The 14,584-nt window shown below is 70.2% G+C and carries 19 protein-coding genes; 16 read left to right on the top strand and 3 right to left on the bottom strand.

Translation table 11 applies throughout. From position 1 onward, the window contains the following. Positions 1–804, top strand: an 804-nt coding sequence (locus Q0C81_RS06740; RefSeq protein WP_291835405.1) for a PDZ domain-containing protein, incomplete at its 5' end; no start/stop codon positions are given. Here the strand turns inward: Q0C81_RS06740 and Q0C81_RS06735 are convergent. Further along, entirely contained in the window at positions 805–1,224 is a 420-nt protein-coding gene (locus tag Q0C81_RS06735; RefSeq protein ID WP_291835402.1) for a VOC family protein, read from the bottom strand. A 71-nt stretch (positions 1,225–1,295) separates the two neighbouring features. Between Q0C81_RS06735 and Q0C81_RS06730 the strand changes: the two genes are divergently transcribed. The 7 genes from Q0C81_RS06730 (at position 1,296) to Q0C81_RS06700 (ending at position 6,166) form a co-directional block, all read left to right on the top strand. Further along, positions 1,296–2,597 carry a replication-associated recombination protein A gene (locus Q0C81_RS06730; protein ID WP_291835399.1) on the top strand — a complete coding sequence of 434 codons (1,302 nt, stop codon included), beginning with the start codon at positions 1,296–1,298 and terminating at the stop codon, positions 2,595–2,597. Positions 2,598–2,664: 67 nt separating this feature from the next. After that, positions 2,665–3,117 (top strand): hypothetical protein, encoded by a 453-nt coding sequence (locus Q0C81_RS06725; RefSeq protein ID WP_291835396.1) that lies wholly within the window; start codon positions 2,665–2,667, stop codon positions 3,115–3,117. A 33-nt stretch (positions 3,118–3,150) separates the two neighbouring features. Beyond that, positions 3,151–3,906: a DUF72 domain-containing protein gene (locus tag Q0C81_RS06720; protein WP_291835393.1), complete on the top strand. Its 756-nt coding sequence runs from the start codon at positions 3,151–3,153 to the stop codon at positions 3,904–3,906. Continuing rightward, positions 3,872–4,339, top strand: coding sequence for a hypothetical protein (locus Q0C81_RS06715; RefSeq protein ID WP_291835407.1), 468 nt, complete (start codon positions 3,872–3,874; stop codon positions 4,337–4,339). Before Q0C81_RS06720 ends, Q0C81_RS06715 begins: the two co-directional genes overlap by 35 nt. 110 nt (positions 4,340–4,449) lie before the next feature. After that, positions 4,450–4,872: a hypothetical protein gene (locus tag Q0C81_RS06710; RefSeq protein ID WP_291835391.1), complete on the top strand. Its 423-nt coding sequence runs from the start codon at positions 4,450–4,452 to the stop codon at positions 4,870–4,872. Then, the gene (locus tag Q0C81_RS06705; protein ID WP_291835388.1) at positions 4,869–5,597 is read left to right on the top strand and encodes an RluA family pseudouridine synthase; all 729 of its coding nucleotides are present in this window, start codon (positions 4,869–4,871) and stop codon (positions 5,595–5,597) included. The genes Q0C81_RS06710 and Q0C81_RS06705 overlap by 4 nt, the downstream gene beginning before the upstream one ends. 68 nt (positions 5,598–5,665) lie before the next feature. Beyond that, positions 5,666–6,166: a hypothetical protein gene (locus Q0C81_RS06700; RefSeq protein ID WP_291835386.1), complete on the top strand. Its 501-nt coding sequence runs from the start codon at positions 5,666–5,668 to the stop codon at positions 6,164–6,166. 16 nt (positions 6,167–6,182) lie between these two features. On the opposite strand, the gene Q0C81_RS06695 is transcribed toward Q0C81_RS06700, so the two are convergent. Together Q0C81_RS06695 and Q0C81_RS06690 are read right to left on the bottom strand one after the other, a co-directional pair. Beyond that, a complete protein-coding gene (locus Q0C81_RS06695) occupies positions 6,183–7,385 on the bottom strand; it encodes a hypothetical protein (RefSeq protein WP_291835384.1) in 1,203 nt (400 codons plus the stop codon). Positions 7,386–7,526: 141 nt separating this feature from the next. Next, a complete protein-coding gene (locus Q0C81_RS06690; protein WP_291835381.1) occupies positions 7,527–7,967 on the bottom strand; it encodes a DUF2214 family protein in 441 nt (146 codons plus the stop codon). Positions 7,968–8,016: 49 nt separating this feature from the next. Here Q0C81_RS06690 and crcB point away from each other — a divergent pair, with 49 nt between their 5' ends. From crcB to Q0C81_RS06650, 8 genes are all read left to right on the top strand, one after another. Continuing rightward, entirely contained in the window at positions 8,017–8,403 is a 387-nt protein-coding gene (gene crcB, locus Q0C81_RS06685; protein ID WP_291835378.1) for a fluoride efflux transporter CrcB, read from the top strand. Beyond that, the gene (locus Q0C81_RS06680; RefSeq protein ID WP_291835374.1) at positions 8,400–9,434 is read left to right on the top strand and encodes an RluA family pseudouridine synthase; all 1,035 of its coding nucleotides are present in this window, start codon (positions 8,400–8,402) and stop codon (positions 9,432–9,434) included. Before crcB ends, Q0C81_RS06680 begins: the two co-directional genes overlap by 4 nt. Before the next feature lie 25 nt (positions 9,435–9,459). After that, positions 9,460–10,794: a putative 2OG-Fe(II) oxygenase gene (locus Q0C81_RS06675; RefSeq protein WP_291835370.1), complete on the top strand. Its 1,335-nt coding sequence runs from the start codon at positions 9,460–9,462 to the stop codon at positions 10,792–10,794. Continuing rightward, entirely contained in the window at positions 10,791–11,471 is a 681-nt protein-coding gene (locus tag Q0C81_RS06670) for an HAD-IA family hydrolase (protein ID WP_291835367.1), read from the top strand. Before Q0C81_RS06675 ends, Q0C81_RS06670 begins: the two co-directional genes overlap by 4 nt. Before the next feature lie 14 nt (positions 11,472–11,485). Then, on the top strand, positions 11,486–12,259 hold the full coding sequence (locus tag Q0C81_RS06665) for an ATP12 family chaperone protein (protein WP_291835364.1): 774 nt from the start codon (positions 11,486–11,488) through the stop codon (positions 12,257–12,259). A 79-nt stretch (positions 12,260–12,338) separates the two neighbouring features. Then, positions 12,339–12,800 carry a hypothetical protein gene (locus Q0C81_RS06660; protein ID WP_291835361.1) on the top strand — a complete coding sequence of 154 codons (462 nt, stop codon included), beginning with the start codon at positions 12,339–12,341 and terminating at the stop codon, positions 12,798–12,800. Next, entirely contained in the window at positions 12,797–13,096 is a 300-nt protein-coding gene (locus Q0C81_RS06655; protein ID WP_291835358.1) for a transcriptional regulator, read from the top strand. Before Q0C81_RS06660 ends, Q0C81_RS06655 begins: the two co-directional genes overlap by 4 nt. 136 nt (positions 13,097–13,232) lie before the next feature. After that, positions 13,233–14,584, top strand: a 1,352-nt coding sequence (locus tag Q0C81_RS06650) for an acyl-CoA carboxylase subunit beta (protein WP_291835356.1), incomplete at its 3' end; no start/stop codon positions are given.

Below are 14,584 nucleotides of genomic sequence, written 5' to 3'. Positions count from 1 at the left end.
TCCGACAGCGGCTCCTTCATCCAGACCGACGCGGCCATCAATCCGGGCAACTCGGGCGGGGCGCTGGTGGACATGGACGGCGACCTGATCGGCATCAACTCGGCGATCTTCTCGCGCTCGGGCACCTCGTCCGGCGTCGGCTTCGCCATCCCGGCCTCGATGGTGAAGCGGGTGGTCGACAACGCCGTCGGTGGCGCGACCACCGTCGTGCGTCCGTGGCTGGGCGTGAAGGGCGAGACGGTCAGCGCCGACATCGCCCGCAGCCTGGGCCTGGAGCGCCCGCAGGGCGTCGTCGTCACCCAGGTCTGGCCGGGCGGTCCGGGTGCGCGGGCCGGCATCCGCGAGGGTGACCTGATCGCCGCCGTGGACGGGGCCGAGATCAACGACCAGGGCGGGCTGAACTTCCGCGTCGGCCTGCATGATCCGAACGAGACGGTCGAGGTCACCGTCGTCCGCGACGGCCGCCGCCAGACCCTGAACGCCCGCATCGCGCCGCTGCCCGGCGACCCGGACACCGGCAAGGCGACCCTGATCCAGCAGGGCGGCCTGTCGGGGGTGCAGGCGGTGGCGCTGAATCCGGCCCTGGCCGACAGCCTGGGCGGCGATCCCTTCTTGGCGGGAGCGTTCATCACTAGGGTGCAGGGCGGCAGCTACGCCAACCGGGTCGGCTTCCAGGCCGGGGACGTGGTCGTGGCGGTCAATGGCCGTCCGGTCAGCGCCCCGACCCAGCTGGCCAGCGTAGGACGCGGCGCCGAGGTGACCATCAACCGCCGCGGTCGCACCATAACCGGGACGATCCGCTGATCAGGCCCTGATCGGCGCCCCGATCGACCAGGTGTGGCCGAAGGGGTCCTTCAGCTGGCCGTAGCGGTCGCCCCAGAACTGGTCCGCCAGCGGGTACAGCGGCACGCCGCCGGCCAGGATGGCGCGGTTCCACCATTCGTCGGCGTCGTCGACCTGAAGGTGCAGGGTCACGCCGCGCGGAACGATGTCCTGCTCGCCGTTGTACTCGGGGAATTCGTCGGCCAGCAGGACGCTGGCGCCGTTGATGATCAGGGCGGCGTGCATCAGCCGCTCGCCGTCCTCGGCCAGCATGCGTCGCTCTTCCTTCGCCCCGAAGGCGCGCTGGTAGAATTCGATCGCCGCCTGGCCGCCGCGCGAGGGGATGGTCAGGTGAGGGCTGACGCCGGTGGCCGGTCCCTGGGGCTTCGGAGCGTCCGCCATGTCATTCTCCTTGGTGCGCGGCCATAGTAACGCGTGAAAACCGCGACGGTAACGCCTATCTCTGGGCGTCCATGACCGACCTGTTCGAAGCTTCCGGCATCCATCCCCCCGACGCCCCGCTGGCCGACCGCCTGCGGCCGCAGACGCTCGACGAGGTCGTCGGGCAGGACCATCTGCTGGGCGAGGGCGGGCCGATCCGGCGCATGGTCGAGGCGGGCCGCCTGGGCTCCATGATCCTGTGGGGGCCGCCCGGCACCGGCAAGACCACCATCGCCCGCCTGCTGGCCAAGGCGGCGGGCTATCAGTTCCAGCAGATCAGCGCCGTCTTCTCCGGTGTCGCGGACCTGAAGAAGGCGTTCGAGGCCGCCCGCATGCGCCGCGCGGCGGGGCAGTCGACCCTGCTGTTCGTCGACGAAATCCACCGCTTTAACCGCGCCCAGCAGGACGGCTTCCTGCCCTTCGTGGAGGAGGGGATCGTCACCCTGGTCGGGGCCACGACCGAGAACCCGTCGTTCGAGCTGAACGGGGCGCTGCTGTCCCGCTCGCAGGTCTATGTGCTGAAGCGGCTGGACGATGCGGCGCTGGATCAACTGTTGATCCGGGCCGAGGCGATGGAGGGCAAGACCCTGCCCCTGACGCCGGAAGCGCGCCATGCCCTGCTGGCCCTGGCCGATGGGGACGGCCGCTACCTGCTGACAATGTCCGAGGTGCTGTTCGACCTGCAGGGCGTGGAGCCGCTGGACGTGCAGGCCCTGGCCGGCATCCTGCAGAAGCGCGCGCCTGCTTACGACAAGAGTCGAGAAGAACACTATAACCTCATATCCGCGCTGCATAAATCGGTTCGCGGATCAGACCCCGACGCGGCCCTCTACTGGCTGGCGCGGATGCTGAACGGGGGCGAGGACCCGCTGTATCTGGCCCGCCGGATCGTGCGCATGGCGGTCGAGGACATCGGCGAGGCGGACCCGCTATCGTTGCTCGTCGCCAATGCGGCCAAGGATACGTACGACTTCCTCGGCAGTCCCGAGGGCGAGCTGGCCCTGGCCCAGGCGGTGGTCCACCTGGCCACCGCGCCCAAGTCGGTCGGGGTCTATGAGGCCTTCAAGGCGGCCAAGCGCGCGGCGGCCGAAACCGGCTCCTTCATGCCGCCCGCCCACATCCGCAACGCGCCCACCAAGCTCATGAAACAGCTCGGCTACGGCAAGGGCTACCAGTACGACCCCTCGACGCCGGAAGGCTTCTCGGGCGCGAACTTCTTCCCCGATGAGATGGAACGCCGCGTCTTCTACCAGCCCAAGGGCGAGGGCCACGAGGCCAAGGTCAAGGAACGGCTGGACCGCTGGGCCGAGATGCGGGCGCGGATGCAGGAATAGTCTCACCGTTGCCGTAACGCCGGTTCCGGAGCATTCTCCCGCCGTCACATGACCTTGGGAGGGGACCATGACTGATAGCAATTCAATGACCGTGAAAACGCCCTGGCACCTTTGGCTGGCGGGGGTGCTGTCGCTGCTGTGGAGCGGCTACGGCGGCTACGACTTCATCATGACCACGACGCAGGGCGAGGCCTATCTGCGGGCCTCGGGCTTCGATCAGCCGATGATCGACTATTTCATCGGCATGCCGACCTGGATGTATGTGCCGTGGGCCTTGGGGGTCTGGGGCGCCGTCGCCGGTTCGATCCTGCTGCTGCTGCGTAGTCGCTGGGCGGTCTGGGCGTTCGGCCTGTCCCTTCTCGGCGCGGTGGTCAGCCTGATCCACGGCCTGATGAATCCGATGCCGCCGCTGCCCGAGGCGATGGCGATCATGCAGTACATGCCGTGGGTGATCGTCGTCATCGCGCTCTTCCTGGCCTGGTACGCCTGGACGATGCGCAAGCGCGGCGTGCTGCGCTGAGGAACCCGGGGCGGGCTCGCGCCTTGCCCCAGCATGACCTTCGACCTCAGGATCGGCACGGCGGGCTGGAGCGTTCCGGCCGCCGTCGCCGACCGTTTTCCGCCGCCGGGCACGCACCTGCAACGCTACGCCCGCGGCATGAACGCGGTCGAGGTCAACACCAGCTTCTACCGCCCGCACCGCCGTCAGACCTGGGAGCGCTGGGCCGCCTCGACGCCGCCGGACTTCCGCTTCGCGGTCAAGGTTCCGCGCCTGCTGACCCATGATCAGAGACTGGCCGATCCGGACGTCGGGCTGGATCGCTTCAAGGCCGAGGTCTCCGGGCTCGGCGAGCGGTTGGGCGTCCTGCTGGTCCAACTGCCGCCGTCGCTCGGCTTCGACGCGGCCATGGTCGACGATTTCTTCAAGTCCGTGCGGGAGCGGCTCGACGCCCCCGTCGCCCTTGAGCCCCGCCATCGCGACTGGTTCTCCGACGAGATGGACGGCTGGCTGGCCGAGCGCCGGATCGCCCGCGTCGCCGCCGACCCGGCGCCGCATGTAGGCGCGGACCGGCCAGGCGGCTGGCGTGGCCTGACCTACTACCGCCTGCATGGGGCGCCGCGGATCTACTATTCCGCCTATCCGCCGGAGGTCCTCGCCGGCATGGCGCGAACGCTGGAGGCCGAGCGCGCCGCGGCGCCGACCTGGTGCATCTTCGACAACACCGCCGCCTTCGCCGCGCTTTCCGATGCCCTGACGGTCGCGGAGGCCGCGCATGGACGATCCCACATTCAGACACTACGGGTTTGATGAAGGCGGTGGTCGCACTGCAAGAAACTGCGGAGACATCGGGGCTGTGATGCGGAAGGTCCAAGGCCTAGTCATTCTCGGCGCTTTGGCGCTAGCGTCATGCGCGGCGCCCGATCGTCAAGCGGATCACCCCACCGCGAGCCTCGCTCCGGACCAGGTGCTGGCCGTCGTTAGGGACCGGGCGATCTCATATCCGGAGGTCACCCTCTCGGACTACACAGTGAATGAATCAGGCGCCTCGGCCTGTGCGTTCGCCCGGATTCCGAACAAGCCGCCACACGTCGTTCGCGCGTTCATGGACGGCGAGCGTCTGCGAGTCTCTGGACCGTTTCTCATGCAGCCGGGAAGCTGGGAGCTTCCGGCAAATGTGAAGCTGTCGGAGCATGCCGCCAGAAGGTGCAGGATATTTGGAAGTGCTCTTCCGGGGTACTGACCAGAACGCTTGGCCTTCTCAGCCTTCGCCGCCCCGGGTGGGTGGTTCAGGGGATCGCGCGTTGACCGACGGGGCTTGGGTCCGGGACGGATCGTGCTAAGCGGTCGGGCATGATCCTGACCGCACCGCGTCCCACCCTGACCCTCGCCGCCGTCTGCCTCGTCGGGCTGGGCGTCCTCGCCCAGTGGCTGCTGGGCTATCGCATCAGCGCGGGCTCGGCCCAGGTGGTGGAGGTGCTGGCCCTGTTCCTCTACGGGGCCGCCATCGTGCTGCTGCTGGCCCCGCTGGGCCGGGGCAAGGCGCTGATCGCCGGCGCCCTGGCCTTCATCCTGATGGCCTGGGCGGTGCACCTGAACGCCCGCCTGTCGGCCTTCCTCCAGATCGAGGCCGGGGGAGAGGTGATCGCCGCCCACCGCATCCTGCTGGCCACCCTGTTCGTCGGTCCCTTCGCCGGGATCATCACCGGCGTCGTGACCGGGCTGATCGCCCGTTTCGAGCGCATCCGCTGGACGCCGCGCCAGCCCGCCTCGTGACCACCCGCGCGCCCGTTGCCCTGACCGAGGACGAGATCGCCGCCGTCCGTTCGTGGGTGATCCTCGAGGACGAGCACGTCATCGCCTTCAACAAGCCGTCCGGCCTGTCCAGCCAGGGCGGGCGGATCCAGGCGCATACGCTGGACGACCTGCTGTGGGCCTTCATGCGCTCGAACGGCAAGCGGCCCGAGCTGGTGCACCGGCTCGACCGCGACACCTCCGGCGTCATCCTGGCGGCCCGCACCAAGCCCGCCGCCGGCTTCCTCGGCAAGGCGCTGCAGGCGCGGCGGTTCAAAAAGACCTATCAGGCCCTGCTGTCGGCGGCGCCCGAGCCCCGGGCCGGGACCATCGACACGCCTCTGCTGCGACAGGAGGTCGGGCGTGAAAGCTATATGCGCGCCGTCAGCGCCGACACGCCGGGCGCCCAGGCCGCCCTGAGCCGCTACCGCACCCTGTCCGCCTCGGAGGACGGAGCCCTGGTCGAGCTGGACCCGGCCACCGGGCGGATGCACCAGCTGCGGGTCCACATGGCCTCGATCGGGCGACCCCTGGCCGGGGACGTGCGCTACGGCGGCGCCCTGACCTTCGCCGGCCGCGCGGCTCCCCGGCTGATGCTGCATGCGTCCAGGCTGGTCTTCCCACACCCGTCGGGGGGCTATGCGACGGTGGAAGCGCCGCTGCCGGACGATTTCGAGACGCTGAAGGCGGCGGCGGGGCTCTCGTAGCGTCAGCCGCCGTGACAGGAACCACTGGGTCCCGCTACGGTTAAACTCCGAAAGCCTCGGAGCCTGTCATGAAGCGCCTTGTCCTGCCCCTCGTCCTCGCCGCCGGTCTCGGCCTGTCGGCCTGCGCCAGCCTCGCCCCCTACGGCGCCCAGATGGGGCCGAACGGGCAGGGCTATTCCGAGCAGCGGATCGAATCCAACCGCTTCCGCGTCACCTACAACGGCGTGGGCGCGCCCGGGCCGGTGGCCGACTACGCCCTGCTGCGCGCGGCCGAGCTGACCACGGCCGAGGGCTATGACTGGTTCGAGGTCACCCAGCGCTGGACCGACGGCCGTCCCGACAGCGCCGGCGGCATGCGCCCCAGCGTCGGCGTCAGCTACGGCGGCGGCCGATACTCCAGCCCCTATGGCCGCTATTCCTCGTCCGGCGTGGGCGTCGGCGTCGGCCTGAACTTCAGCGGCCCGTCCCCGACCTCGACCTCGCTGGAGGTGGTCATGGGCCGCGGCCAGCGCCCGGATCGGCCTGAAGCCTATGACGCCCGCGGCGTGCGGGACGCGCTGCGGCGGTAGGGGCTGGCCCCCAGCCTCAACGCCCCCGCGTCAGCGCCCGGTATTCCACCAGCCGCTCTTTGTCGCGCCGCACCTGGTCGGCCACGGCGTTGTCGACGTCCAGCGAGGCGTAGCGGACCCAGCCCTCGACGCCCAGCTTGTCCTGGATGGCCGCCACCGGCGTGCGCCAGCGGAAGTAGGACAGCCAGCTGACACCCAGACCCAGCGCCACGGCCACGGCCTGCAGGGCGCGGAACGCGCCTGCGTCGGCCGGAGCGGGCTCCAGCAGGAACAGGACCAGCCAGACCACGAACACCAGCGGCGTCATGATCCGCTGCGCCCAGCGCATCCAGTAGCGTTCGCGGCGGACGCGCCACAGCTCCATCTGGACGTACTTCTCCAGGTACTCCATCCGCGCGCCGATCCACATGGTCAGGCGGGTCAGGTACAGGGCGCGCTGGCCCCAGCCCTTGCCGTCCATCTGGTATTGGGTCTCGGCCTGGTCGGCCATGGCGCGGGCGCTGGTGAACAGGTTCTGCAGCTCGCGCGTCCGCGTCACGATCTCGCGCGACAGTTCGTAGGAGTCGTTCTCCAGCTGGAAGCGGTACTGGATGAACAGGATCGCCTGCGCGGCCCAGAAGACGCCGACCACGGCCAGCATGGAGGCGAAGGCCAGGCCCAGCCCCATCGGCGGCGAGCCCGTCCAGGTCGAGAACCAGGTCGGCCCCAGCGTCGCCAGCAGGGTGAAGGCCGCCAGGGCGGCCAGCTGGCTGCCCCGCTTGACCGAGACGTGCACCACCAGCGCGCGGAAGACGCGGCGGCCATAGTCATGGATCAGCTTGCGGATATCGCTGTCGACCGGGAAGCGTTCCTCGATCTGGCGGCTGAACAGGACGTGGAAGCGGTCCGGCTTGCCCTCGCTCTCCCAGAAGGGGAACAGGTCCAGCGGTTGGTTGAAATATTCGTCGATGTGGGTCGAGACCGCGGCCACCGAGGCCGGGTCGTACGAGAAATACTCGCTGTCCTGGATCGGCCGCAGGATGCCGTCGGCGCTGCGCAGGGGCGGGGCCGAGGCGTGCGACGTCGTCTGCGGGATCTCGCGGTTAGGGCTGTCCTGCGCGCCCGGCGGCGGCGGGTTCGGCGCGGCCTGCAGGCGCTGGTCGTGTCCATGACCGCCGTGGCCGCCGTCGAAGGGCGAGGCGTGCGGGTCGGGCGCGTGGTTGTGATCGTCGTGCGACATGGCGCTTCGGCGGTCCTGTGAGTCTGGCTGCCCGGCACTATGGCAGATCGCGCCGCCGGGCGGACGGCGTTCTCTCACGACGCGAAGCGCCGCTGTTCGGGTATCGCCGTTAACCCTGTGCCCCGGCAAGTGAAGTTTCGGTCAGAACGGGTACCGCGCCATGGCGGCGGCGCACGCCAGCAGGACGACCAGCAGCAGCGCCTGCAGGTTCAGCGCGGTGATGACCCGCTTGCGGTCCGCGACCGGGGGCTGGAAGCCGGCCTCGGCCCGCGCGGCCTTCGCCCAGCGCAGGATGGCCATCGTCGGGCCGATGGAGATCAGGCCGATCAGGACGAAGGTGGCGATCTTGGCCCAGAAGAAGGGGTTGGCCTGATAGAAAGCCCAGCCCTTGCCGCCCCAGACTGCCCGGCCGATCCCGACCAGCACGATCAGCGTGGCCGTCCCGCCGTAGCCGCCGTCCAGCCGCGACAGCCGCTTGATGTCGACGACCGGCGCGCCCGCCAGCACCCGCTCGATCGCCAGCATGGCGACAAGGCCGAAGACCAGGATGTGGTGGACGATGGCGAGGATCAGGTCGGTCATCAGGCGTCTCCCTTCGCAATGCCGCAAACGGGGTTATAAGCCCCGGATCATGACACGTTTTCTGATCGTTGCAGCCGGGGGCGCGCTCGGCGCCATGGCCCGCTACGGGCTGGGGCGTTGGCTGCCCACGACGGCGGGATGGCCGTGGCCGACGCTGACGGCCAATGTCGTCGGCGGCCTGCTGATGGGACTGCTGACCGGCTGGCTAGCCTTCCGGGGCGGGGCGCATGGCGAGACCCTGCGCCTGTTCGCCGCCGTCGGCGTGCTGGGCGGCTTCACCACCTTCTCGGCCTTTTCGCTGGAGACGGTCCTGATGATCGAGCGCCGTCAGTTCGCCATGGCGTCCGGCTATGTCGCCGTTTCGGTGGCCGCTTCGGTCATCGCCCTGTTCCTCGGCCTGATGCTGGCCCGCCGCGCTTTCGGAGCCGCACTTTGACCGACGAGACCCCCGATGCTCCCGCCGAGGCCCCCAAGCGGGAGGTCCTGACCATCTATGTGGCCGAGGCCGAGGACGGCATCCGTCTGGACCGGTGGTTCCGCCGGCGCTGGCCGCACCTGTCCAACATCCAGGTGCAGAAGATGGCCCGCAGCGGCCAGATCCGCGTCGATGGCGCCCGCATCAAGCCGGAAGGCCGTCTGACCGCCGGCGCTGCCGTGCGCGTGCCCCCGATCCCCGACGACACCTCGCGTCAGGCGGGCGACGCCCACACCCTGTCGGAACAGGACATCCGCTTCGCCAAGTCGATGGTGATCTACGAGGACGACATGGTCATCGCCCTGAACAAGCCGCACGGTCTGGCTGTGCAGGGCGGCACCAAGACCAGCCGCCACGTCGACCGCCTGCTGGGCGCCTGGGGCGAGGGGATGGAGCGCCCGCGTCTGGTGCACCGCCTGGACCGCGACACCTCGGGCGTCCTGTTGCTGGGCAAGGGGCCGGAGGCGGCCAAGCGGCTGGCCGGCGCCTTCGCCCGCCGTCAGGCCAAGAAGACCTACTGGGCCATCGTCATCGGCAACCCCAAGCCGTCGGCGGGCCAGATCGACATGCCGCTGAAGAAGACCGGCATCAACGACTTCGAGATGATGCGCCCGGCCGAGCGCAAGGATCCGCGCGCCGAACCTGCCGAGACCGCCTTCGCCACCATCAGCCGCGCCGCCCACCGCGCCGCCTGGATGGCGCTGCGCCCCTTCACCGGCCGGACCCACCAGCTGCGCGCCCACATGGCCGCCATCGGCCATCCGATCCTGGGTGATCCCAAATACGGCGACGAGAAGTCCAGGGAGCTCTCGGGCGGACTGAAGCTGCAGCTGCATGCCCACCGGATCGAGCTGGACCACCCGTCGGGCGGCAAGCTGATCGTCGAGGCGCCGCTGAGCCCCGAGATGAAGGCCGGCTTCGCCCACTTCGGCTTCGACCCGCATGAGGGGGCGGGGGAGGACCCGTTCGAGGGCGTGAGGCGGCAGCGATGAGCCGCGACAGCATCGTCAGGCTGAAATGACGCCGTCGCCGCGAGATCCCCAGGCCCTGGCCGAGCGCCTTGCGGCGGTGGCCGCGCGCCCGACCAGCGCGGTCGCGGAACACAATCTCGCGGCCCTGCTGGGCGACCTGGGCCGCTCCGCGGACGCCGAGGCCGCCGCCCGCCGCGCCTTTCTTAAAGGCGGCGACGCGCCCGAAACCTGGCTGGTCCTGGCGCGCGCCCTGGTGGCGCAGAACAAGCACGACGATGCGGACGCCGCCTTCCGCGAGGCGCTGACGCGGCGGCCCGGCTATATCGACGCCGTCCGGGATCTGGCCCAGCTCATCTGGATGCGCACCGCGGACGGCGAGCCGGCCATGGCGCCGGTGCGCGAGGCGCTGGCGCGAACCCCCGCCGACCGGGCCCTGCACCTGCTGCGCGCCACCCTGATGGAATATACGGGCAGCGACGCCCGGACCGTCTGGCGAACCCTGACCGGGGCGCCGGGACCGGATCATCCGGAGGTCGAGTTGGCCGCCGCCCACGCCGCCCTGTCCTTCGATCCGGACCAGGCCCTGACCCACGCCCTGAAGGCGGTCGCCCTCGCGCCGGGCGACCTGCGGGCCTGGCTGCGGCTGACCGAGGTGCGGCTGGCCCGGCGTGAGGCGGACGAGGCCCTGGCCGTGATCGAGCCGCTGGCGGAACGCGTCCCGGCCGATCAGAGCGTCCTGTCCCTGCTCGGCCTCGCCCGCCGGCTGGCGGATCGCCCCTGGTACGACGCCGACCTCGTGCGCGGCCACGTCATCGATACGCCCGCCGGCTGGCCGGACCTGTCGTCCTTCCTCGCCGACCTGGCCGTGTCCGTGCGGCGGCTGCACGGCCTGCGGACCCATCCGGTCGGTCAGAGCCTGCGCCACGGCACCCAGACCGCCGTCGATCTGAAGGCCAGCGACGATCCCGTGATCCAGGCCTTCCTCGGCGCGGTCCAGGGCCCGATCACCCGCCATGTCGCGGGTCTGGGTCCGGGCTCCGATCCCCTGCGCAGGCGCAATACCGGCGCCTGGCGCATGGCGGGCTGCTGGTCGGTCCAGCTGGCGCCGGGCGGCTTCCACGCCCCCCATGTCCATCCGAACGGCTGGCTGTCCTCGGCCTGCTATGTCGAACTGCCGGCCGCCGTCGATGCGGGCGGTCACGAGGGCTGGCTCGGCTTCGGCGGCGCGCCTTTCGCGCCCGACGTCTTCCCGCCCGTGCGGTTCGAGAAGCCCGAGCCCGGCAAGCTGGTGCTTTTTCCCTCGTATCTGTGGCATGGCACCGTCCCGTTCACGGGCGACCGGCCTCGCCTGACCATCGCCTTCGACGTCGTACCCGCATGACCTTCTCCTCCCGCCCGCTCGCCGTCTTCGATATCGACGGCACCCTGGTCGACAGCCGCGCCTCCATCCACCGCGCCGCCTGCGAGGCCGCGCGCGACATGGGCCTGCCCGAGCCGGACTATGACCGCGTCCGCATGATCGTCGGCCTGTCCCTCGACCACGCCATGGCGGTGCTGGAGCCGGGCCTGGACGCCGAGGGCCTGGCGCGCTTCGTCGCCGGCTTCCGCGCCAGCTTCAACCGCATGTACGCCGAGGGGCATGAGGAGCCGCTGTACGACGGAGCCATGGACCACCTGCGCCGCCTGCACCGCGACGGCTGGCGCCTGGCGCTGGCCACCGGCCAGAACCGCCGCGGCGTGGCCCGCAACCTGGCGCGTCAGGGCTGGGCCGAGATCTTCCTGTCGTCCCACTGCGCCGAGGACGGGCCGGGCAAGCCGGATCCCGCCATGCTCCACGCCGCCATGGCCGCCTGCAACGCCGACCCGGCCTCGACCGTCATGATCGGCGACACCGCCCACGACGCGACCATGGCCGTCAAGGCCGGCGTCCTGCCGCTGGGCGTCGCCTGGGGCTTCCACACGGCCGAGGAACAGATCGCCGGCGGCGCGCGGCATGTGGCCAAAAGCTTCGGCGAACTGAACGTCGTGCTGGACGGCTTCGCCCGCAGCTACGCCTGATTTCGAGACACACGATGAGCCACATTCCCCCCCTCGATCCCATGGTCGCCGCCCGCAAGGGCTTCCGCGAGTCCGAGGAGCGGCTGAAGCGCTTCTGGAAGACCGTCGACGTCAGCGAAGGGGAGGGCGCCAAGGGGTCTGAATGGACCGTCCTGCTGGACGGCCGCGCGCCCAAGACCCCGGCGCATGCGAAGCTGACCCTGCCGACCGAAGCCGCCGCCCGCATGGTCGCGGACGAATGGGCCGCCCAGGGCGAGTTCATCGAGCCCGGGACCATGCCCGCCACCCGCCTGGCCTCCACCGCCATCGACCGCGTCAGCCAGGTGCGCGAGGCCGTCGCCGACGAGGTCGCCGCCTATGCCGGCTCGGACCTGCTCTGCTATCCGGCCGAGGCGCCCGGCTCGCTGGTCGAACAGCAGGCGCGCGAGTGGGGCCCGTGGCGCGCCTGGGCCCGCGAGCTGGGCGTGCCGCTCCAGGTCGCCGAAGGCCTCCTCCACACGGCCCAGGACCCCGCCGCCGTCGCCCGCGTGCGCGAACTGGCGCTGGAGCTCGACGATTTCGCCCTGACCGGCCTGGCCGCCCTCACGCCCCTGCTGGGCTCGGCGGTGCTGGGGCTGGCGGTGCAGCGCGGGGCGCTGTCCGGCGAACTGGCCTTCGACCTGTCGCGCATCGACGAAGCCTTCCAGGAAAGCCGCTGGGGCGTGGACGAGGACAACGCCGCCCGCACCGCCTTCCGCCGCGCCGAGGCCGTCCTGTTCGACCGGTGGTTCCGGGCGCTGGAAGGCTGACTTTCCAACTCGGAAAGTTTTCACTTGCCAATCCGGAAAGTCTGCGTCAGTTTCCACATCGGAAAGTGAGAAATACGCCATGACCGACGACCACCAGACCCCGACCGAGGCGCTCGCCGCCATTGAGAAGTCCCGCCGCGCCGTGCACGACCGCGTCGCCACCGGCGGCTGGCGCTACGACCTGACCTATTCCGCTCTCATGGCCGGCATGGTCGGGGGGCAGGCCTTCGACGCGCCGTTCAACGTCGTCGCGAGCACTGTCGGCTTGATGGGACTGGTGGTGATCTTCCAGAAGGAGACCCGCCGCACCGGCCTGAAGCTGACCGGCGTCTCGCCCAAATGGGCGCGCTGGGTGGCCATCGGCATCGGCCTGCTGTTCGCCGCCTGCATCGTCGGCCTGGCCATCGTGCGGCGCATGTCGCCGGAGACGCCGGTTCCGTTGATCGCCGCCATCGCCGCCGCCGCCGGCTTCATTGTCGCCCTGATCGGCTCGCGCCTGTGGCGCCGGGTCTACCGCGCCGAGATGAGGCTGGACCGTTGAGGCCCGCGCCCCGTTTCGACGCGGCCATCCACGCCCCCGGCCGGCTGCAGATCTGCGGCATCCTGTCGGCGGCCGACGAGGCCGAATTCGCCATGATCCGCGACACGCTAGAGGTCTCGGACTCGGTCCTGTCCAAACACCTCAAGGCGCTTGAGGAGGCGGGCCATATCAAGCTGCGCAAGGCCGCCGCCGACGGCCGCCAACGCACTTGGGCCAGTCTGACGGCGGCGGGGCGGACGGCCTTCGCCGGCCATGTGGCGGAGCTGCAAAGGCTGGCGGGGATCGCGGGCGAGTAAATAGTGAGCAAGGGGTGAGCCTGCCAGTGCGGGGCCCGCTCACCCCATTGCTCACGAGCACTCTTCACTGACCTCGCCCCCCGCCGCTTGCCTCCGCCCCCGCGTCTCCTTAAGCCAGCGCTCAAGGAGACGCCCCATGCAAGACATCCTCGACAAGCTTGAAGCCCGCCGCGCGGCCGCCCGTCTCGGCGGCGGCGAGAAGCGGATCGAAGCCCAGCACGCCAAGGGCAAGCTGACCGCGCGCGAGCGGATCGAGGTCCTGCTGGACGAGGGCTCCTTCGAGGAGACCGACATGTTCGTCGAGCACCGCTCGCACGACTTCGGCATGGAGAAGCAGCGCGTCCCCGGCGACGGCGTCGTCACCGGACGCGGCACCATCGGCGGCCGTCTGGTCTATGTCTTCTCCAAGGACTTCACCGTCTTCGGCGGCTCCCTGTCGGGCGCCCACGCGGCCAAGATCGTCAAGCTGCAGAAGATGGCGCTGACCACCGGCGCGCCGATCATCGGCCTGTTCGACGCCGGCGGCGCCCGCATCCAGGAAGGCGTCGAGTCGCTGGCCGGCTACGCCGACATCTTCCTGCAGAACACCCTGGCCTCGGGCGTCATCCCCCAGATCAGCGTGATCATGGGCCCGTGCGCGGGCGGCGACGTCTATTCGCCCGCCATCACCGACTTCATCTTCATGGTGAAGGACACGAGCTACATGTACGTGACCGGCCCCGACGTGGTGAAGACGGTCACCAACGAGGTCGTCACCCACGAGGACCTGGGCGGCGCCCGCGTCCACGCCGGCAAGTCGGGCGTCGCCGACGGCGCCTTCGAGAACGACCTGGAGGCCCTGTCGGAAGTCCGCCGCCTGATCGGCTTCCTGCCCCTGTCGAACCGCGAAAAGCCCCCGGTCCGCGAGAGCTATGACGACCCCGACCGCGACGAGGCCTCGCTCGACACCCTGGTCCCGGCCAATCCGAACCAGCCCTATGACATCAAGGAGCTGATCCTGAAGACGGTCGACGAGGCCGAGTTCTTCGAGATCGGCGCTGACTTCGCCCGCAACATCGTCTGCGGCTTCGGCCGCCTGGACGGCCAGTCGGTCGGCATCGTCGCCAACCAGCCGCAGGTGCTGGCGGGCGTGCTGGACATCGATTCCAGCCGCAAGGCCGCCCGCTTCGTGCGCTTCTGCGACGCCTTCGACATCCCGCTGGTCACCTTCGTCGACGTGCCCGGCTTCATGCCCGGCACCCGTCAGGAGTACGGCGCCCTGATCAAGCACGGCGCCAAGCTGCTGTTCGCCTACGCCGAGGCCACCGTGCCCAAGCTGACCGTCATCACCCGCAAGGCCTACGGCGGCGCCTATGACGTGATGAGCAGCAAACACCTGCGCGGCGACGTCAACTACGCCTGGCCCAGCGCCGAGATCGCGGTGATGGGCGCCAAGGGCGCGGTCGAGATCATCTTCCGCAAGGAGGCCGGCGACCCCGAGGCCCTGGC

The sequence above is a fragment of the Brevundimonas sp. genome (assembly GCF_023259385.1).
Lineage (GTDB): Bacteria > Pseudomonadota > Alphaproteobacteria > Caulobacterales > Caulobacteraceae > Brevundimonas.
The sequence above is the reverse complement of the archived record's forward strand: the minus strand, read 5'-3'. Positions and strand labels throughout refer to the sequence as shown.